The sequence below is a fragment of the Varibaculum sp. genome (genome assembly GCF_008661855.1).
Taxonomy (GTDB): domain Bacteria; phylum Actinomycetota; class Actinomycetes; order Actinomycetales; family Actinomycetaceae; genus Varibaculum; species Varibaculum timonense_A.
The window spans coordinates 32,748-53,766 of record NZ_RPZY01000020.1; the positions used below are offsets into that span (position 1 = coordinate 32,748).

The following is a 21,019-nucleotide window of genomic DNA, read 5'->3' on the forward strand; positions in this document are numbered from 1 at the left end:
ATATTTCATTTTCATATCAAACTCGGAATAATTTCAGGGATAATCCAGTTTTGCTATAATCCTTAATGAGTTTTCAATGACTCGCGTTGTAGCGGGTCAGCTCGACGAGGAGGTTTGATTTGTCTCGTAAGCTAAAACGAAGCATTGCTCTAGCTGGCGTAGTCGCAATGGCATCATTGGGGCTAGCTGCCTGTGGCGGTGCTGATAACAAAGCTGGTTCTACCGACAGCAACAGCAATGAAAAGGTAGAAATTGAATACCTACACCGTCTTGACAATGCCGATAACGCGGTAAAAGTTCAGACGATTGTTGATAAATGGAATAAAGAGAACCCAAATATCAAGGTAACCCCGAAGAAATTTGATGGTAAAGCTCAAGAGCTAATCAAGAAAGTACAGACTGACACCGACGCAAAGAATGCGCCTTGTCTGTACCAGGCTGGTTACGCTGACTTGGCTGAACTATACGTAAAGGGTCTGGTACAGGACGTTAGCAAGTATGCTACCCAGTACAAAGACAAGTACCTGCCCGGTCCGTTTGAATCAATGTCAGTTGATGGCAAGTACCTGGGTCTTCCGCAGGATACCGGTCCGCTGGTTTACTTCTACAACAAAGCAGAATTTGAGAAGCTGGGTCTGAAGGTACCAACCACTTGGGAAGAGTTCACCACCACCGCAAAGGCTGCTGCTGCAAAAGGCAAGTACATTGTGGCTTACGAAGGTGACGAGGGCGCACAAATCTTCTCCGCTATGACTGCCGCCGCCGGTGGTCAGTGGTTCGGAGTAGAAGGCGATGCCTGGAAAGTTGATACCACTGACAAGGGCTCCGCTTCCGTTGCTGCTTTCTGGCAGAAACTACTTGACGAAAAGTCTGCAAAGGTAGTTGGTCGCTGGGCTGACGAGTGGGCTCCTGCCGTTCAGAAGGGCGAACTGATTGGCACCATCGGTGCTGCTTGGGAAGCTCCGCTTATCGCTGGCGACGCTCCTGATCAGGCCGGTAAATGGGCTATCGCTCAGCTACCTGGTGGTGCTTCCGGTCCCGACGGTGGTTCTGGCGTAGTAGTTTCCAAGACCTGTAAGCACCCTGAACAGGCTATGAAGTTCAACGCTTGGTTCAACGAGCAGGTTGATGATCTAGCTAGCCAGGGTCTGGTTGTAGCTGCAAAAGCAACTCCTAAAGCTCCTGAATATGCCAAGTTCTACGGCGGTCAGGACGTAATCAAAGAGTTCACCACTGCTAACACCAACATGAAACCGTTCACCTTCCCGCCCTCCTGGTCGGTACCTCAGGGCTACCTCAGTGGTGAAGGCGGCGCTGCTGCCGGAGACGGCACCATGAAGGTTGCAGACGTGTTCAAGAACTCGGGCGATCAGCTCAAGGACGCTTTGAAGAAACTGAATCTTCAAGTTAAGTAACTGAGCTTGAGTCTTAGTTGATGTTTTCGATACAGGATGTATCCGAAAGCATCTGGGAGGCACCTACCATCCCGCAAAGTTGGTAGGTGCCTCCATTTCTATATCTGATATACCTTTGATTGCTATATTTTCGGTTTATTTTTACGAATTTCGAGCCGTAACCGTATATTCCAAGCTATTGAATGAAATAAAATAGACACATCCATTCTGTGGTGCATACCAATAATCTTTAATACAGATACGTGGGGATTTAACCATGAGTGCTACTAAAGTAGAAAAGCGTAAACCAGCAGGTGATGCTGATGCGCTCCCACCTGGGGCTGGGGTCGCAAAGGAGCGAAAGACGCCTCGAGCAAGAAAGGAAGCGCTTACGGGCTGGGCATTTATGGCTCCGTTTACGATTCTTTTCCTGCTGATTTTCATTTTGCCGATTTGCATATCGGTTTATTCAAGTTTTTTCCAAGTTAAAACGCAAGGTGGCGGCGCATTCGGCGGGGGTGAATCTCATAACGTATTCGTCGGCTTCGAGAATTATCAATATGTTATTTTTTCCGGAGCTTTCTGGACGGGAATCGGCAGGGTAATCCTGTACACCATCGTGCAAGTACCAGTGATGATTATTTCTGCTCTGGCCTTGGCATTGCTTATTGATTCCCTAATCGTTCGCCACGTAACTATTTTCCGTCTAGGTTGGTTCTTGCCCTACGCAGTACCAGGGGTAGTTGCCGCTATTATTTGGCTATGTATCTACACCCCCGAGGTTTCTCCGCTTAACTCCCTGGTTGAGGCTTTCGGTGGGGAACTAACCATTAACTTCTTTGGCAAGAAAATGATTTTGCTGTCCATGGCAAACATGACGACCTGGACGTTCACCGGCTACAATATGCTGATTTTCCTGGCGGCTTTGCAAGCTATTCCTCATGATTTATATGAGGCAGCTCGCCTTGATGGTGCTAGCGGATTCCAGATTGTTACCAAGATTAAAATCCCGATGGTGCGGGGGGCGGCGCTGCTGGCAATCTTGCTATCCATTGTGGGAACGATTCAGCTGTACAACGAACCAGCGGTGATGGAAACCAGTCAAAAGTGGATGGGCTCTGCCTATACACCGATGATGATGGCATTAAATACCGCAAAAGGCTATATGTCGCCTTCAGGGGACGGGCCGGCGTCTGCAATCGCAATCGTTATGGCGCTAATAGCCGGTATTTTGGCAGTTGCTTATTTCTTAGCCGATCGGAAACTAGGTGGTAGTAATGACTAAGAAAACCGCTGTAACTCCCGGTGGAGTCGAGTATCGCCCCTCTATCAAGGGCTTACAATCTCGTTCTTTGAAACCGGCAATGTGGGCAAAAATCTTGACCATTTTGGTGATGATAATTGTCTTGTTCTATTTCATTTTCCCGATTTACTGGGTAATCATCGCCTCCACCAAGACTAACGCCGAGATTTCCGGTTCCTTCGGTTTCTGGTTCGCTCCGCATGACGATTCTGGATCCGTTTGGGAAAGCACCAAGGCTAACTACTTCGGGTTGCTCGGCTGGACCAAGAATATGGTTTGGCGCTGGATTGCTAACTCCCTGTTCTACTCAGCCGTTGCTGCTACTATCGGCACCCTGGTAAGTGTCATGGCGGGCTACGCGCTGGCAAAGTTCAAGTTCCCCTTTAAGAACGGGACTGCCGGAATCATCATGGCAGGTCTGCTGATGCCGGTTTCGATTCTGACCGTTCCCATGTATGTGATGTTCTTGCATATGGGACTGAATAACACGATGGCATCGATTATTGTTCCCTGCTGTGTATCACCTTTCGGGGTATTCCTAGGGCGGGTATATGCTCAAACCTCGGTACCAACCGAGCTGCTAGAAGCAGCCCGGATTGATGGGGCAGGAGAATTTCGTATCTTCTTTGGAATGGTATTGCGCCTGTTAGCACCCGCTATGGTGACAATCTTCCTGTTTATCTTCGTAGCAACATGGAATAACTTCGTGCTTCCGCAGCTAATGATTTCCTCCGAAGAGCTAAAACCAATCACCTTGGGTCTATACGGTATGGCCTCCTACTTCTCGCCGCCCTATGGACAAATGATGATGGCATCGCTATTCGGTATCATTCCGCTGATTGCACTGTTCCTGATACTGCAAAAGTACTGGCAGTCCGGTCTGGCAGCGGGTGCGGTAAAGGGATAAACAGATTAGTCCCTTTTAGCATCTGCCAGATGTTCATCTAGACAGGGTGGGAGGCTCGAAAATCGAGCCTCCCACTTTCTTTTTACATTGATAGCTAACAAAACCAAGCAAAATAGCGCCCCATCGGTAAACGCCATCATTGCAGAAGTTGCCAGGTTGAAATGCCACGCGACAAAGAAACCAATCGTAGCGGTAACCACGGATATTAAAACTGTCAATGCAATCACCCGTGACAGGGAGTTCGACAATAAAATGGCAGTTGCTGCCGGGGTTACCAGCAATGCGATTACCAAGATAGCGCCAGCGGTCGAAAAAGCAACTACGATAGTCAAAGCCACTAAAACCATAAAAAGTGTCTCTACCAGGCGAATTGGGAAACCAATAACCTTTGCAGATTCTCGATCAAAGGTTCCCAATTGCATAACTTTATAGGTAAACCCGAGAAACAAAGCGTTTAATAAAAGAACAATTAGTAACATCCACATGGCATGGGGACCAAAATCAAGATTTCCGACAACCAGGCGCTCGGTATCGAGCGCTAACAGGTTCAAGTCACCGGTCAGTACCGTATCCTCACAGATATGAACCTCTGCTAGGGCGGTAGATAACATAATTACGCCCCCGGAAAACAGTAACGGGAAAACTACCCCCTGACTTGCGTCCTCGGCAAGCCGACCTGTGGATTGCAAAAAGTTCGCTCCCAAAACCACGATTAGCCCGAAAATGGCAGCCAATAACACCATGATTGGAGAGTAGGTAGACCCCGATAAAAATGCCCCCAGCACAATCCCGGGAAGAACTGCATGGCTCATAGCGTCCACTAACATAGCTTGGCGGCGCAGCACCAAAAAAGTACCCGGAAGTGCGCAGGTTAGGGAAGTGGTAATTGCCAACAGTAACGCTGCAAATACAAAGTTCATTGCGTAATCCTTCCGTTAGTAGATTTAAGGAATCTGCGGGGGAACGGTAAAACCGAACGGCGCGGGGAAAACAGTAAAGAAATCAAGAGAACAATCGACAAAATCACGACAATCACTGGACCAGTAGGAACTTTGCCAATTGAAACTGCAAGATAAGAACCAAGCGCGCCCCCTAAAGCGCCGATAAAGCCAGAAACAGCAAAAAGAACCCGCAAATCATCTGTCCATTGGCGGGCACTAGCGGCTGGGATAATTGCAAAAGCTACCATCAGCACCACTCCTACTGATTTCACCCCGATTACGATTCCTACGGTGGTGCAAACGGTGATAATGTTGTTCAACACTTTTCCGGAGAAACCGGCAGTCACCGCCCCGGGCGCATCGAAACTAAAAAGCGCGATTTCTTTCCAAAACAGCATCACTATCGCTACGGCGAGTAAACCCAAGATAGCGACAGTAAATACATCCACCAGGCGCATAGTGGCAGCATTTCCAAACAAATACTGCGCAATGCCTGAACGACCAGAGAAAGATGAAAACGAAAGTAAACGGAGCGCTACCATGCCTCCGCCATAATAAATAGCTAAGGAGATAGCCATAGCCGCTTCCACTCCAACTTTTGAATTATCGCTAATCAGGTTGGTGGTAGTTACCGCTAATAGACCAGAAACTGTCGCCCCAATCGTCAAAATAAGAATTGAGTTTCCATCAGCTCCTAGCAGGGAAGCAATCACGAATGCGCCCACAATACCGGCGATAGAGCTATGACCAATAACGTCTGAAATTAGCGATCGTCGGCGTACATAGAGAAGAGACCCTAATGCTCCCGCAAAAAATCCCACCAATACAGCTCCGAATGTCATTACGCGAAAACTGTAGGTTCCCCAAAAATCACTGAACGAAATGAGAGAAAAAGACAGTTTGAAAGTTAGAACGTTAGCGGAAAGACTCATGAGGTTACTCCCTCAATCCCATAAGCATAAGCAATGTTTTCAGAGGTAAAAGCCTGATCCAACGATCCGGTAGCTACGAGTTCTCCCTCTCGTAGCAGTAATACGCTGGAACAAAAACTGCGAACTGTTGCTAAATCGTGATGTACCAAAATGATGGTTTTTCCAGATTCAGCCAGAGACTGTAATACCCTTAAAATCGTTTTTTCTGTCTTCATATCAACGCCTGCAAACGGTTCGTCCAGTACCAGCAACTGTGCGTTTGCGGCGATAGCGCGCGCTACGAAAGTGCGTTGTTTTTGTCCCCCGGACAGCTCTGAAATCTGACGATTAGCTAAGTCAGCGATATCTAGTTGTTGCATTGCACTAAGCGCTGCCTGATGCTCGCTTGCTCTAGGACGACGTAACCATCCTAGCTTCGCGTAGGTTCCCATTAACACTACGTCTTTAACTCGAGCCGGAAAATCCCAATCAATAGAGGCTGATTGGGGCATATATGCGATTTTTTTACGACTTTTGCTGAGCTCTTTTCCAAAGTAATGCACCTGCCCACTTCTGCGGGGAATTAGCTCTAGCATTGCCTTAATAAGAGTGGATTTCCCAGCTCCGTTTGCCCCCAGAATGGCCATGATTTCACCAGGTGAAACGCTAAAACTTACCTGATTAACGGCAAGACGGTCACGATAGGCGGCACTGATGTTATTTACTACGCAAGGAAGCATTTGATTTGAGACTCCTGTGGAATCAGGTCAGGTTTTAGAACAAATTAGGTGCTAGATTCCGGGCGGTAAGCCGGTGAATCTGGCGGTATTGGCATATAGGAGCCGTAAGGCGGGCGCTAGGAGAGGAGACAGTAACTCCTAGCGCCCGCCGGTAATATCTGGGCTTTGGCTACGATAGTGCTTTTATAATCGCAGAAACGTTGTGCTCGAATGCTCCTAGATAAGTATCGGTTGGAGATTTCTCGCCCAGGGTGTCAGCGTAAAGTTCAGTATCGGAGAGCTTTACATCCCATCCTTTAGATTTCACAATTTCTTTCAAATGTTTTACCACTTCAGGGCTTTTTAGATTGTCGTAGAAGATTACTGGAACTTTCTTTTTAGCGATGTTACTCGCTAGCTCTTCGAGCTGTACGGCAGAGATTTCTGATTCAGAAGAAACCATATCGGTAGCCATTATTTCTAGTCCATAGGTTCGACCGAGGTAGTTAAATGCGTCGTGACCAGTTACTAGGGTGCGGCGATCAGCGCTTATCTTCTCGAATTGTACTTTTGCTTTCTCGTGCAAAGCCTGGATTTTTGCGTTGTACTCTTTGCCGTTCTTAAGGTATTTTTCCGCGTTTGCTTTATCTATTTTGGCAATTTTTTCAGCTGTGGCACTAACCGCGTACTGCCAGGCAATAGGGTCGTTCCATACGTGCGGGTCATGACCTTCAATTTTCCCGTCCTCTTCCCAGTCGAGCAGCATTTTTTTCGGTATGGATTCAGCTGCGGGTAAGGACTTATCTCCTAGTCCGTCAAACTGTTTCATCATCTTGTGTTCCATATCGTGACTGGTCCAAACAACCAGGTCAGCTTGTTGGATTTTTTCAGTATCTTTGGTGGTTAGTTCCTGAGTGTGGGGGTCTCCGCCGGGAGCTACCAGGGTGGTGATTTCACTTTCCGGGGCAATGTTTTTTATCGCATCAGCTAGATATCCGGTGGTTGCCACAATTTTGAGTTTCTGACCAGTTTTATTGGTATCGGCAGCGGTACTGGCTTTACTGCACGCTCCTAGGGAGGTTGCTAACGCTAGTACGCAAATACTTGCGAAAACTGATTTTAGTTTCATTTATCCTCGTTTCTGTTAAGGTTTCGGTCTACCGAATAAATATCTTAGGGTTAGGTGTGCCTAAGTTCAAATCTGGATATTGCTGCCCCATCTCTCGTATCCTTATCTGGTGAATATTGATAATCACGCAGATTTTCCGCAAATCCTACGTCGCTCAAACCCCGAGGTGCTGGCACCAGCCGGTAATCTCGACACCCTAAAGACTGCTATCGATTTTGGGGCAGACGCGGTTTATTGCGGTGGGAAAGCTTTCGGGATGCGGGCGGCTCCCCGCAATTTCAGTCTCGAAGATTTCGAGGACGCGATCAGCTATGCTCACCAGCGAGGGGCGCGGGTTTATGTAACCTGCAATATCTTGCCGGACAGCGACGAAGTTGTGGCCATGAACGAATATATGGGACAACTAGGTGAGATTGGGGTAGACGCCCTCATAGTTACCGATATCGGGGTTTTAATGGCAGCGCGCCGGGTTGCTCCCGATACGGATATTCATATCTCCACTCAGGCGGGAGTAACCAACTATCAGGCCGCTGAAGCTTTAGCCGCCCTGGGAGCTAGCCGGGTAGTCCTGGCACGAGAACTTGATTTACCGGCAATCCGGATGCTGCGCGCTCATGTTTCTTCCGAACTTGAGATTGAAGCATTTGTGCACGGCTCAATGTGTATGGCGTTTTCGGGGCGTTGTCTGATTTCTCAACACACCACCGGGCGGGACGCTAACCACGGGGACTGCGTGCAAGCGTGTCGCTATAAATATCACGTGGTGGAAGAGAAAAAATCCGGGAACGTTATTCCGGTTGAAGTAACCGATCAGGGTACTTTTCTGTTCAACTCCCAAGATATGAATATGGTTGAACACGTAGCAGACGTGATTGATGCCGGGGTTACCAGCTTAAAGATAGAAGGACGCGCTAAAAGTGCCTACTATGTGGCCGCTATGGCGAACGCCTATAAATGCGCGGTTAATGAATATATGCTTCAACGCGGTTTTGAAAATGCGCAAGGGCAAGAGCTTAAACCGTTTATCCCCGGTGAAGAACCAACCGATAAGGTAGTTCTGCCTGATTGGATTGGACAAGAGCCCTATAAAGTTACCCATCGTGAATACTCAACCGGTTTTTATTATCCCGAAAACCCGGCCAGTGAATCCATTACCAAAGGGGGATATATAAACGCTTGGCGTTGGTTAGGTAGCGTTCGCGAACACCGGGCAGATGAAGGACGGGTCTATATATTAGCGAAGAATAAGATAACCCCCTTAATGCCTATCGAGTTTTTAATTCCTGGTGCGGCGCCAATTGAGTACCAAATCCCTGACCATGATTTACGGGATGAATTTGGGCATGAAGTACCAGAAATCAATCATCCCGCACACGAGTTTTCCTTCCCTTGCCCATTGCCCCTACCAACTGGGGCAATGATTCGTGCCAAAGTGCGTTAAAGACGAGAAACCCTATCGCTGATATTCCTAAAAACCTTCATCGTTTGCTACCCATAGCTACTTTCAAAGCCTGGTAACAAAACATGGGCATTAGCCCCAGAACATTGAAAATGCGGGTTCGGAAAACCTTTTGTTTCCCGAACCCGCATTGGAGGTTTCACAATTTAGTTATTGCAGGTATTACCCCGATATGCCACGCAATAAGTATTTTCGTACGTGACCAAAACGCCTTGACGACTAGGCGTTCTCTACGTCGGTATCTACCCACTCGAAGGTGCGGGTAACCGCTTTCTTCCACAAGCGGTAGTTACGGTCGTACTCTTCGCGATCTTTACCCGGCTCCCAGCGTTTGCCCTCTGCCCAGTTATCAATCACGTCCTGTTCACCGTCCCAGAATCCTACGGCGATACCGGCAGCATAAGCTGCGCCCAAGGCAGTAGTTTCTAGTACCTGCGGACGAACCAGAGGCACACCCAGCTGGTCGGCCTGGAACTGCATAACCATTTCGTCCTTGGTCATGCCACCATCTACCCGCAACTCCTTGAGCTCCACGCCCGAGTCTGCCACCATCGCGTCAAATACTTCACGGGTCTGATAAGGAGTTGCTTCCTGTACCGCGCGCGCAATGTGTCCCTTGTTGTTGTAACGAGTTAGACCCACAATCGCACCCCGGGCATCATCCTTCCAATAGGGGGCGAACAAACCAGAGAATGCGGGCACAAAGTAGACGCCACCGTTATCATCAACTGTGCTGGCCAGCTTCTCAATCTCATCCGAGCTCTTGATCATTCCCAGGTTGTCGCGTAGCCACTGTACCAGCGAGCCAGCAACCGCAATCGAACCCTCTAGAGCGTAAACTGGCTTGTTATCACCAATCTTGTAAGCCACGGTAGTTAGCAAACCATTTTCAGAAAATACCGGTTCTTCACCAGTATTCATCAACACGAAGCAACCGGTACCGTAGGTGTTCTTTGCCATGCCTTTCTCAAAACAGGCCTGACCGAAAGTAGCAGCCTGCTGGTCACCCAAAATACCCGAAATTGGGGTGTCAATCAGCAAGCCGTTCTTACGTCCATAACCGTAGACCTCAGAAGAGGAGCAAATCTCCGGCAGCATCGACATGGGAATCCCAAAGTCTTTACAGATATCTTCGCGCCACTGGAGGGTGCGAATATCCATCAGCATGGTACGGGAAGCGTTGGTGACATCGGTCTTGTGCACCCCGCCGTTCACGCCGCCAGTCATATTCCACAGTACCCAGCAGTCGGTGTTACCGAACAGCAGGTCGCCGGCTTCTGCCTTCTCGCGTGCGCCCTCGACATTATCCAAAATCCACTTGATTTCCGGACCTGAATAATAGGTAGATAGGTCAAGCCCGCAAATATCCCGGTACTTTGACATTCCCTCCTCGCCGGCGAGTTCCCGAATAATCTGCGAGGTGCGGGTATCCTGCCAAACAATCGCGTTATATACCGGTTCCCCAGTGTTCTTGTCCCAAACCACTACGGTTTCCCGCTGGTTAGTAATCCCGACTGCGGCAATTTCATGCCGGTTTACCTGGGCTTTTTGTAGTGCATCAGCCACGCAGGAGCGAATATTATCCCAGATCTCAATGGGATTGTGCTCAACCCAACCCGCCTTCGGGAAAATCTGTTCGTGTTCTTTTTGTCCTACCGACACGATTTGTCCGCTGTGATCAAAAAGAATAGCACGTGAGGAGGTCGTCCCCTGGTCAATTGCCATTACATATTTTTTCTCGGTCATATTAAATCCTTAAAAATAGATAGTGCTTAATTAAACGATTAAACGAACTGCTGCTAAACGGCCATGCCTACGGCGACCACAATCAGTGGGGTAATAATCGCGCCAATGGTAGGACCGAGAATCGGTACCCAGGAATAACCCCAGTCGGCATCAGACTTTCCGCCCTTCATCGGGAGTAAGCTGAACATGATACGCGGTCCCAAGTCACGAACCTGGTTGATGGCGTACCCGGTGGGGCCACCCAAACCAATACCGATGACTACGATACAGAGAGCCACCGCCAAGGGGCCAACCTCGGTTGGGGTACCACCAGAAACCATTACGAATGCCAGTAGACCGAAAGTACCGATAATCTCGGAGATGGTATTCCATAGTGGTGAACGAACCTCGGGAGCGGTAGCGAAACACCACAGCTTAAAGCGAGGATCTTCCATCTTTTGATCGAACTGTTTCTTGTAAGCCAGGTAGGCAATCAAAGCGCCTACCATTGCCCCGAGCATTTGGGCAACAATATAAATAAGGACGTTGGTTGCAGTGACCGGAATCCCGCCCTTGGCTACACTTGGTCCGTTCAGAGTTACGTTGCTGTCTAAGCCATGCCAAACAGCTTTCATAATCGTCACTGCGGGGTTGAGGTGACCACCGGTCTTAAAGGCAGCATACACACCCATGTACACTGCCAAACCCCACCCAAAGTTAATCATTAACCAGCCCCCGCCGTTACCTTTCGATTTCAAAAGGTTATTGGTGCAGCAGGTGCCAACACCGAACATGATTAGGATGGCGGTGCCAAAAAATTCTGATGCGAAAATCTCGCCGCTACCTGGGGTGGCTGTCGCCATCGGTACCAGAAGATCGTTCAATGTCGCTAACATACGCGCTCCTTTGCGCTAGTTCGATTGGGTATTCTATTCAGTTTTGTGGGCAAGAAATAATACCGCGCGAGAACGCAACCAGGTCATAACTTGTCCTTTACTTCCTATTTTTTCTTCCTTGGATTAATGTTCAATTGAGTAGGTCAAACGTGCGTCCTTGAGGCGCGGAGGTGAGATTTTTGTCAAAAGATAGTGATTTAGCTGAAAATCAACTCACAGATAGTGCCAGCAGTAAAGATGAACTGGCTCGCAGTGCTGCTCTCGCCTACTACGTGCAGGGGCAAACTATGGAGGCGATTCGCCGCCGCATGGGAGTGTCTCGCTCTACGGTGTCGCGTTTGCTGTCGTACGCCCGCAAACAAGGAATTGTTACTATCTCGGTACAACCTTCAAATATGCCCCACACGCGTCTAGAACGTCAGCTGCAAGACCGATTCGGGATAAAAGTGCACATCGTAGAGATGCCGGCTGACACTACTCACCACCGCGTCCTCGAAAATGTTTCAAAAATCGCTGCGCAAATCCTGGGACAGATGATTCATGATGGGGAAGTAATCGGAATCGCCTGGGGGAATACCACCACTGAAATGGCTGCTTATATCACCCCTAAAGATGTTGAAAACGTGACATTAGTTCAGCTAAATGGAGCCGCTTCCACCGAGACTTCCGGTATTGCGCACGCCGGAGGGCTGCTCGCGCAGATAGCCGGGAAATTTAAAGCTAATATCGTCCAATTCCCGGTGCCAACTTTCTTTGATAATCCAGAAACTAAGGAGGCGGTCTGGCGCGAGGGCGCGGTTCGGCGCGTCCTAAATTGGCAAGAAAAATGTACTTTAGCAGTTTTTAGTGTGGGAGCACTTTTAGCTGAAATCCCCTCTCATGTGTATGCGGCTGGCTATCTTAGCCGCAGCGAACTGAACAAACTGGCTCTAAATAAAGTTGTTGGGGATGTTTGTACCGTGCTGCTTAGACCGGACGGTTCCTGGAAAGATATTTCTTTGAATCGTCGTGCCACCGGTCCCACCCCCGACCAATTACGTAACATTCCCAGACGTTTGTGTGTTGTGGCTGGTAAAGCTAAAGCTCAATCCTTATTGGGTGCTCTAAATGCCAAGGTAATGACCGACTTGATTTGTGATAAAGCGTTGGCGGAAAGAGTGTGGCAACTGGCAAAGTCTCAGGATTCCAAGTAAGTCCTAGAATAGAGCCATGGTAAAAACCGATTTCACTGACGCTTGCGAGTGGATTCCTCCCCACGCCGACCATCAACCCACCCAGCCGGTTCCGGCTTGGTATCGATGGAATGAAGCAGTCTCTGCCAGTAGCGATAGCGCTAAAATCCCGGCTTTGAAGGATATGACCACGATCAAAGTTGGGGGAGCGCCCGCCGATTTTATCCCGGTGGATACCGAAGATGATTTCGTTGGGGCAATTCGCGCAGCCGATAAAGAGCGCCGTCCTCTGCTGGTGCTAGGGGGCGGTTCTAATCTGCTTTGTGCCGATGAGTTAAATGATTTGGTAGTTATCCAAGATCGGCGCAGCGGGATTAAGGTTACCGAAGATACTGCTTGTGGGGGCGCAATGGTTAGTGCTCCGGCTGGGCAGTCTTGGGATGAGTTCGTGTGTGGATGCATTGATAATGACCAGATGGGTTTAGAGGCGCTTTCGGGGATACCGGGAACGGTGGGGGCAGCTCCGGTGCAAAATATTGGTGCCTATGGTCATGAAGTGGCCGAAACCTTGTCTACGGTGCGGGTTTTTGATCGTATCCGGGATGCAATCCGGATTTTGCCAGTCGGGGATTTACGTCTCGGCTACCGTACCTCGATTATTAAGCGCTCCCTTCACGATGAACAGGCAGGGGGAGGACGGATTTGGGCTAATACTGGGCGTTACGTGGTGCTTTCGGCTGATTTTCAACTAGCTCATGCTTCTTTATCTGCCCCGATTGAATACCAACAGCTAGCTGACAAGTTGGGGGTAAAGCTGGGGGAGCGCGTAGATATGCGGCAGGTACGGGAGGCAGTTTTAGAGCTGCGCCGCTCTAAAGGGATGGTACTTGACCCTGCCGACCCCGATACTTGTTCTTGCGGTTCTTTCTTTACCAATCCGATTATCTCTAACGAGGACGCACTGAAGCTTCCCGCCGCGGCTCCCCGTTTTCCGGTTTATGATTTACAGCTGCGTAATTCCGTTACCGGAGTGGCTCCGAAACTTGAGGGAGTGGTGAAAACTTCTGCGGCCTGGCTGATTTCGCACGCTGGTTTTTCTAAAGGTTTTTCCCTGGATTCTACGAATGGGAATGACCAGCCGGTGAGGGCGTCACTATCTAATAAACACGTCCTGGCGCTGACTAATCGCGGGTCGGCTTCCAGCGTCGATATTTCGCAGCTGGCAGCAACGATTAAACGTGGGGTGTGGGAAAAATTTGGGGTTGAACTGGTAGAAGAACCAGTCCAGGTAGGTTTCTAAAAGTTTGGGGGTTTCGGATACTAATCCGAAACCCCCAAACACTATTTATTTAAGATATAGATTCAATAACCGATTAGTGAATCTTTTTATTCAGTTTCCAGCTTAGCCGCTTCTATTACCTTGTTATCAGCTTTTTTATTGAAGAAAGCAAGGGTGAAAGCACAGGCGGCTCCGAAAGCTGACACCAAAATGGTTATCAGGAATAGTTTTCCAAATAGGGGAGCTGCCGCTTCCATTGAACTGGCTTTATTGGCTTGTTCAACAATCTTGCCTGCCCAGGGATTTGCCCAGAACACCGGGGCATAAGCCAGGAAAGAGCCAACGGCCATTGCGGATCCGTTAATAGCTGCTGGTAAATGCAGCTCGGCGACTGGGGCTAAAATAACGGCTTTACCCATGAAAACCCCGATTGCCATCACCATAAGCAGAATCATTGAAATCCACATAGCAGATTCATTTACCGGCAAAACATAGACTAGACCAGCACCGATAGCGGTAACTGTCAGGGAAACTCCCATCATGACGGTAGATGATTTGAAAATGTAGTCAGCTACTACTCCCGAAACCAAGCCAGCGAATACTCCGACTAGACCGGTGTTGAAGATACCAAAGGCACCCGAAACCCCATCTGAGGCTTTGAAAACGATAGTCATATAGGGAGCGGAAGCATAAATCAGGTGAACGTATGCCCAGTAAACACACATGGCGGCCAGTCCAGCTAGCCAGACCCGGGGACGTATTAGCACTTTACCGAGACCTATTAGGGCGGCGAGGTTATCCGAGTGGGATTCCTCGTGAGCAATAGCGTTGGAAGGAACCATCTTCAGTAGGGCAATAATCATGGGGATTAGCAATAGTGCGTACGCCATAGCAAAAATCCACATGATGGTTTCTTTATTATCTGGACGCCAGGCAATTAGCCCTACTACCAGTAGATTCATCAGCATTTCTGATCCGCGACGAATGGTTTCCAAAAGTCCCATTGCCAGACCGCGTCCTTTGCTATTTTCGTCAGAGGTTACGAAAGAAACCCCGTTCACTACGGCGGGCCAGCCGATGGCATCCCATACTGCCCAGGAAATAGCAATAGCGATCATTACTTTGAAAGACAGGTTGGGTACCAGGAACAAAATCATGTAGGTGGCTAATCGCCATCCGCACCAGGCAATCAAAATATGCTTGATTTGGAAACGGTTGTTTATCCAGCCGCCCGGAACGTATAAGAACATGGCAATCCCAATCCAACCCATCAGGGTTCCGAATTGACCTTCGGTAATGCCAAGCATTGCGCATAGGGGCAACAGTAAAGCGCCCTTAAAAGCCTCGAAGGAGGAATAGGGAATCTGACCTGACATAACTACTGTCAGGTAGGAACCTATTTTTCCGCGACTCAAAAAATGCGGCCAGCGCGAAGCTTTTGTCTCGGTAGTAGACATATTTTTCCTTTCATTTAAGGGAAAATCATATTGATTTGGTTGATATATTTATTGGTTGCTTGAAACTCGTGGTAGATAACCGAGTTTGGGGGTAAATAGTCGATTGATTGAATTAATTACGGGGAGGAATCAGGTGGGCAGTATCGGTGAATACCCCGGTTACGCCCCAATTGAATAGTTCATTAGCCCGGGCAGGAGAGTTCACTGTCCACACGTTTACCCCAAAACCAGCATCTCTAAATGCCCGCACTTTTTCGCGGGTTAAACCGGTGTCCTCGGGGTGGATATAGCTAGCCCCCACCAGTTCTAGAACTGAGCGCCAATCATCATAGAGGGCGCAAGTCTCATAGAGACACCCCAGGGGAATCTCTGGGGCGAGGGCGTGAAATTCGGATAGCAGTACATGGTTGAAGCAGGAAACAATAACTTCTGGTCCGTCCAGACGTTTTAGCTCACTGATTACGGCTTTTATGAGCTGGCGGGTCATGGTGGCTCCGGCTTCATTCGATTTTATTTCGATATTGGCGTTCAGTCCGGTTTCGTTCATAAAATCCACCAGTTGATGGAGCGTTGGTAAAGGCTCCCCCGCAAATTCGGGACTAAACCAACTACCGGCATCAATGCTGGGTAAATCTTTGGCAGTTAATTCATAATAACCACCAGTTTTGTTGGTGGTGCGATCCAAAGTAGTGTCATGGCAAATAATGGCAGTGCCGTCACCTAAAATATCAACATCGGTTTCAATCCAGTTAAGCCCATGTTCAACTACTTTTTTGAACGCTGACATGGTGTTTTCGGGAGCTAGAGTGTTTAACCCCCGATGCGCAAATACCCGGTTTTCTAGTTTCATTTATCAGTAGCCTTTTCGTTACCAGGTTGCCCTCATTGGCAGACCTACATTAACTATTAGAACTTTACGAAAATAATATAAGAAAACGCTGGATAAAAATTGCTGCACAATTTTTCTTCTCCCTGAAAATGAAATTAGAAAATGTGCGAGAAATAAAAATCGGGTGGGTGGCATAAATAATGCCACCCACCCGAAATGCTTAGGCGAACCCGTTAAATCAGGCTACTTAGATGTTCCTCCAAGCAATGCCACTGCCAGGAAGATCGAAGCTTTCCTCGCGACCTCCAGGCAAATAAACTACCGTAGATTGCGGATTCTCGGTGTTGTTGATAACGCAGTACTTGCCGGCCTTAACGAACTCTGCCACCTCACAATGAGGATTAGAAGAACTCCAGGCAGCATATTTTTCTTCGTTATGAGAAGCGAAGAACAAAATCCGCTCCAACAAACGAGCATTAGCAGCCGAATAGGGAAGCCCGGAAATATAAACCCCGCGACCCTTACCGTACTCGTTGGCTGCCAACTGTACCTGCCCGTCCTCAGCGCAAATCAAAGTGGTGTCTTCACTGATGGGGAAAGTATTTTGAACCGGTTCGCCGAAATCAATCGCCGCACCCTTATCCAAATCAGCGGTCACGAAATGCTCAGAAACGACCTCGGGGAAATACTTATCGACCGAAAGAGTGTGGTAGCGTTCCTCGTCAATGCCCAGCACATCCGCTAACTGGAAGAAGCGGCCGGGACGGTCACTAGAAGCCGGCTGACCAACCCCCACAAAAGCGCCCCCCTGGCGTACCCAGGAGCGAATAATGGACACCAAGCGACCATCATTCCAAACATCCCCGCCAGTAAACGCAGTATTGTAAGGGCCGGCGTTAATCAGTACGTCAATATCGCTGGCAATCCCGTCGCTCAGCACGTCCTCGAAACTGATGAATCGGACATTAACCCGCATCCCGGACAGTGCTTCCAAAATGCCGTAATAGGAATGGTTGTATTTATTAGGTAGGGCGTGTGCCACCGTAAATGCTTGCCAAGAACGCATCTTGCCCCAGGCATTCACAATCGCCACGTTCAAAATCCCTTGAGCAGGTTCACTGTCGGTTTGCTCGTGAATATCGCGGAACTCGTTAGCAATATCGGTTACCGTGTCCACAAACTTCGGGAATTTGGCGGCCAAGCTCAAGTAACCGCCATAACCCATGCGGGCAATCGGGCTACGCAAAATCGCGCGCCGTGCCTTCCGCCAGTTATCCAAAGCTTCAATACTGGGGTCATTACCCTCGTAGAAAGTATCGGGGAAGAAATAGGGGAGGAAACGTCCCTCGGTGTATTTAACCCCGGGAATATCAGAAATCATGCGGGTAGTGGTGCCATCTCCAATCGAACCCACCACTGCGTCTAAACCAAGCTTTTCAAAACCATCACGATATGGCTCGGTGCCTAGCCACTGATCCCCCAAGAACATCATGGCCTCTTTATCGGCAGCATGAGTATCCTTGACCATAGTTTTCACGTTTTCATGCACGAAGTCAGAAACGAAATCAATCCAATCTAGCTGCGCTTTGCTGGGGATACAGAAAGTCGAATTATAGGTTCCACCATTTACGAAATCTTCAGGGCGAATCGGGTATCCCTTGGCTTTTTCAAACTCGGCCAAAGCCTCGGGGGATACGGTTGCCGCATAGCCAAACCAGTCCACAATTTTTTCCCGATGCTTTTCATCAAAAACCAGGGTGAACTGGTAAAAGAAAGTGGTAAAACGTACCACATCGGTTTGAGGATTATCCTTTAGCCACTTGCGGAAAGTGTCCATTACGAACTGGTGGGTTTCGGGGTTACGAATATCGAAAGGAATCTCGTGTTCTTTGTCCCCCCAATCATTAGTCAGGTGGTTATACATTTCCACCGGATCCCAAATGATGTAAGCCAGGAAAGTAACCGTGTACTCGTGCATCGGCTGGGCATCAGAAATCTTCACTACCTGCAAGGTAAAATCAACATCCCAGTTGCCAGGATCAACAACCTCACCAGTGGTACGGTCAATAACTTCCCAGTATTTCTTGGGATCTGCGTCTTGGTTAGCTTGCAACTGTTCGCTATAGAAACGTTGCATATAGGGAATAGACACTGAATCAGCTTCCGCTAGTACCCGCTGAGACAGTAGGTAAATCTGCGGGGTCTGCTCCATATGCTTACTGATGAACTCGTTATGTCCACGGGTAGGGAAATATGCCGAATAGACTTTTTTCCCGAGCTTCAGCACGTCCTCGTCAAGGTGAGTACCATCGGCGTTACGGATGGCGTCAGCGCCCCAAAGTTCGCCGATACGTGCGGTTTCTTCTGCAAAGTTTTCTTCACTGGGAAGAGTAAAACGACCGGTTGTCATCTGTTTCTTTCTAGTAGTAGCTGGAGAATAAATGATTGTTTTAGGTAGCTATCAAGCACTTAATTATAAGGCTTGATAACCGTGTTAGGCGTCAAAAATGCAGGGAAAAATTACATCACGACCAGGCGGTATCCCATACCGCGTACGGTCACAATCCGTTCCGAACCAATCTTGCGGCGCAGGTAACGCACATATACATCCACCACATTAGAACCGGGATCGAAATCGTAGCCCCAAACCATATCTAGCAGCTGGGAACGAGAAAGAACCTGGTCGGGGTGTTCCATGAAGGCTTGCAGCATAGTGAACTCGCGCGCTGATAGCTCCACTGGTTCCCCGTCAATGGTGGCGCAGCGGGTACGCAAATCCAGGTGGAGTCCCCCAACATTGATTTGCACCATATTAGAGGGGTCATCAGAGGTGGCGGTGCGAAGCCGTAGCCGAATCCGAGCCAAAAGTTCTTCAAAACGGAAAGGTTTAGCCATATAGTCATCGGCACCCTGTTCCAGACCGGAAACAGTGTCCTCTACCGAAGAACGGGCGGTCAATACAATAATCGGTAAAGTGGCTCCCTGTCCGCGAATCTGCTCTAATACTTCAAACCCGTCCATATCGGGCAGCCCAATATCGAGGACGATTAGGGAATAATCACCGCCCAACGCGCCCGAGATTGCCTCAGCACCCTTGTCTACTACAGTCACGTTGTAACCGGCGGAAGTTAGCCCTTTCGCGACGAAGGAGGAGATTCCGGGCTCGTCCTCTACCACCAAAATACTGGTCATGATTTATTCTCCTTGTATTTCATCTTTGCAATCATCATTTGATATGGGCAGACTGAGGTTAAACACTGACCCCACAGCGGGCGCAGATTTGAGTTGCAAGATTCCACCGTGCGCCTGGGCAATCGCATTAACGATTGACAGTCCCAGTCCGGAACCGGCGTAGGAATGATCAACTCTCATGAAACGAGCAAATATTTGCTGCTGGTCTTTGGGATGAATCCCGATTCCCTGATCGCGTACCCACAGGTTAAGGCGATGCGAACCATCGACTGGGGGAACTTGGGGAACCATTTGTAAATCGGGGGCGGTTACCGTTTCGACCTCTACAGCCTTTCCTTCCTGGTCTAATAAAGGTTGTTGAGTATCGATTGCCGCTCCTAAAGCAATCAGGGTTCCCGGGGGTGCAAACTTGGAAGCATTTTGGGCGAGGGCGAGGAGTGCTTGCTGCAAACGTTGCTGATCGGCGGTGGTAGAGACCAAAGTCAGATTGTCGATACGCCAGTTGAAATTCCCTAATTGGGTGGAATTTTCAAAAGCATCCATTAGTAAGTCCCCAATATCTACCCGTGAGGGGCGAATGAAATCGGGGCGGTCACTCTTGGCTACCGTAATTAGGTCTTCAGTTAGCCTATGCATCCGCGAAAGCTCTTCTAACGCCAGTTCGCGGGTGCGAGCCGTATCTTGAGGATCCTCAGGATTTAGCAGCTCTAGATGCCCGCGAACCACCGTAATCGGGGTGCGTAGCTCATGTCCCACATCGTTTAGCAGGTCACGCTGTTCATCAAAACTGGTTTGGAGGCGGGAAATCATCAAGTTCATTTGCCGGGAAACATCTGCCAGGTCATCGTTTCCTTGGATTGGCAGTCGTTTAGATAAATCTTGTTCGCCGGTAATCGAGGCCATCATTTCCCGCAATCTGGAGATGGGGGCAAGAAGCGATTGGGAAGCGCGAACATTTACCAGTCCTACCAGCGCCAATACTAGGAAAGAAATTCCGGCAAATAGCATTAGCTGGGTGTAGGTTGGGGTAATATCTGTCGAATAGTCTGAGATGATTGCCAACATAGCATCGTCAGTTCCAGCAGCGCTTATAGGTACGATTCCACTCACATAGGTGCTGGTATCGGTGCGCACGATAAACATTTGTGCCGTGTTTTCATCCGAGTAGCTGGCTAACTTGGTTAAAAGTTGAGCATCTTGGTGGATTGTTGAACCTTGAGAGGCTTTGTTTACGCTAAGTTTTCCATCCGAAAATCCCAGGAGAGCGCCCTTATTGGGAGCGTCTTCGAGGCGTACAAATTTTTCTAGAGCCTCTTTAGCGGAGCTAAGACCGCCGCCCTTTTTAGCAATTTCAGTTTTAACGAAATTACGAAAATCGGTGGTAATCGCTTCGGTTTGGACTCGTTCTGCATGGAAAACTTGGAGAACCCCGGTAAACAGCATGATGATTCCCACGACCGTCAAGGCGAATCCCGAGATTAGCACCGAGTGCACCAACATCCGGTTGCGCAGGCTTTGAATCCTGAACTTTCGTCCTCCGTTATGAGGATCTGGAGTTTTTTCTACTACTCGCCGGGGACGACTTTGGTAGGCTCCCCTTTCCCCTTGAGGATTAGTTTTACCTTGGGGATTAGAGGGGTGGGAGGAGGGTTTTGGGGGAGAAATCTTGGTCGGGGTAGTTAGCGGTTTGGTTTCGACCCTAGGGA

General features: G+C 48.9%; 17 protein-coding genes. 6 read left to right on the forward strand and 11 right to left on the reverse strand.

Annotated elements, in window-relative coordinates:
- Positions 1-119 precede the first annotated feature (119 nt).
- The 3 genes from QZT94_RS01835 to QZT94_RS01845 all read left to right on the forward strand — a co-directional run bounded on the left by QZT94_RS01835 (position 120) and on the right by QZT94_RS01845 (position 3,604).
- A complete protein-coding gene (locus QZT94_RS01835; protein WP_296761863.1) occupies positions 120-1,415 on the forward strand; it encodes an extracellular solute-binding protein in 1,296 nt (431 codons plus the stop codon).
- 385 nt (positions 1,416-1,800) lie between these two features.
- Positions 1,801-2,679 carry a sugar ABC transporter permease gene (locus QZT94_RS01840; RefSeq protein ID WP_270626624.1) on the forward strand — a complete coding sequence of 293 codons (879 nt, stop codon included), beginning with the start codon at positions 1,801-1,803 and terminating at the stop codon, positions 2,677-2,679.
- Entirely contained in the window at positions 2,672-3,604 is a 933-nt protein-coding gene (locus QZT94_RS01845; protein WP_296761862.1) for a carbohydrate ABC transporter permease, read from the forward strand. Before QZT94_RS01840 ends, QZT94_RS01845 begins: the two co-directional genes overlap by 8 nt.
- Before the next feature lie 5 nt (positions 3,605-3,609).
- On the opposite strand, the gene QZT94_RS01850 is transcribed toward QZT94_RS01845, so the two are convergent.
- The 4 genes from QZT94_RS01850 to QZT94_RS01865 form a co-directional block, all read right to left on the reverse strand.
- On the reverse strand, positions 3,610-4,524 hold the full coding sequence (locus tag QZT94_RS01850; protein ID WP_296761860.1) for a metal ABC transporter permease: 915 nt from the start codon (positions 4,522-4,524) through the stop codon (positions 3,610-3,612).
- Positions 4,521-5,477, reverse strand: a complete 957-nt coding sequence (locus QZT94_RS01855; RefSeq protein ID WP_296761858.1) for a metal ABC transporter permease — start codon at positions 5,475-5,477, stop codon at positions 4,521-4,523. The genes QZT94_RS01850 and QZT94_RS01855 overlap by 4 nt, the downstream gene beginning before the upstream one ends.
- On the reverse strand, positions 5,474-6,196 hold the full coding sequence (locus QZT94_RS01860) for a metal ABC transporter ATP-binding protein (protein ID WP_296761856.1): 723 nt from the start codon (positions 6,194-6,196) through the stop codon (positions 5,474-5,476). The genes QZT94_RS01855 and QZT94_RS01860 overlap by 4 nt, the downstream gene beginning before the upstream one ends.
- Positions 6,197-6,365: 169 nt before the next feature.
- The gene (locus QZT94_RS01865) at positions 6,366-7,304 is read right to left on the reverse strand and encodes a metal ABC transporter substrate-binding protein (protein WP_270626453.1); all 939 of its coding nucleotides are present in this window, start codon (positions 7,302-7,304) and stop codon (positions 6,366-6,368) included.
- A 109-nt stretch (positions 7,305-7,413) separates the two neighbouring features.
- Between QZT94_RS01865 and QZT94_RS01870 the strand changes: the two genes are divergently transcribed.
- Positions 7,414-8,745, forward strand: coding sequence for a U32 family peptidase (locus tag QZT94_RS01870; RefSeq protein WP_296761853.1), 1,332 nt, complete (start codon positions 7,414-7,416; stop codon positions 8,743-8,745).
- Between the two features lie 237 nt (positions 8,746-8,982).
- Here QZT94_RS01870 and glpK read toward each other — a convergent pair whose 3' ends face one another.
- Together glpK and QZT94_RS01880 are read right to left on the reverse strand one after the other, a co-directional pair.
- Positions 8,983-10,509 carry a glycerol kinase GlpK gene (glpK, locus tag QZT94_RS01875; protein WP_072510385.1) on the reverse strand — a complete coding sequence of 509 codons (1,527 nt, stop codon included), beginning with the start codon at positions 10,507-10,509 and terminating at the stop codon, positions 8,983-8,985.
- Between the two features lie 53 nt (positions 10,510-10,562).
- On the reverse strand, positions 10,563-11,384 hold the full coding sequence (locus tag QZT94_RS01880; protein WP_270626457.1) for an MIP/aquaporin family protein: 822 nt from the start codon (positions 11,382-11,384) through the stop codon (positions 10,563-10,565).
- 179 nt (positions 11,385-11,563) lie between these two features.
- Between QZT94_RS01880 and QZT94_RS01885 the strand changes: the two genes are divergently transcribed.
- Both QZT94_RS01885 and QZT94_RS01890 read left to right on the forward strand, forming a co-directional pair.
- A complete protein-coding gene (locus tag QZT94_RS01885; RefSeq protein ID WP_296761849.1) occupies positions 11,564-12,577 on the forward strand; it encodes a sugar-binding transcriptional regulator in 1,014 nt (337 codons plus the stop codon).
- Positions 12,578-12,593: 16 nt separating this feature from the next.
- Positions 12,594-13,856 (forward strand): UDP-N-acetylmuramate dehydrogenase, encoded by a 1,263-nt coding sequence (locus tag QZT94_RS01890; protein WP_072510383.1) that lies wholly within the window; start codon positions 12,594-12,596, stop codon positions 13,854-13,856.
- 86 nt (positions 13,857-13,942) lie between these two features.
- Here the strand turns inward: QZT94_RS01890 and QZT94_RS01895 are convergent, their stop codons facing one another.
- The 5 genes from QZT94_RS01895 to QZT94_RS01915 form a co-directional block, all read right to left on the reverse strand.
- Complete coding sequence (locus QZT94_RS01895; RefSeq protein WP_296761846.1) at positions 13,943-15,292, reverse strand: MFS transporter; 1,350 nt, start codon at positions 15,290-15,292, stop codon at positions 13,943-13,945.
- 112 nt (positions 15,293-15,404) lie between these two features.
- Positions 15,405-16,142 (reverse strand): glycerophosphoryl diester phosphodiesterase, encoded by a 738-nt coding sequence (locus QZT94_RS01900; protein ID WP_072510381.1) that lies wholly within the window; start codon positions 16,140-16,142, stop codon positions 15,405-15,407.
- 226 nt (positions 16,143-16,368) lie between these two features.
- Positions 16,369-18,531, reverse strand: a complete 2,163-nt coding sequence (gene gnpA, locus QZT94_RS01905) for a 1,3-beta-galactosyl-N-acetylhexosamine phosphorylase (RefSeq protein WP_296761842.1) — start codon at positions 18,529-18,531, stop codon at positions 16,369-16,371.
- Between the two features lie 110 nt (positions 18,532-18,641).
- Complete coding sequence (locus QZT94_RS01910) at positions 18,642-19,313, reverse strand: response regulator transcription factor (protein ID WP_296761840.1); 672 nt, start codon at positions 19,311-19,313, stop codon at positions 18,642-18,644.
- A gap of 3 nt (positions 19,314-19,316) precedes the next feature.
- Positions 19,317-21,019 (reverse strand): HAMP domain-containing sensor histidine kinase (locus tag QZT94_RS01915; protein WP_296773129.1); only part of this gene is annotated, 1,703 nt, incomplete at its 5' end.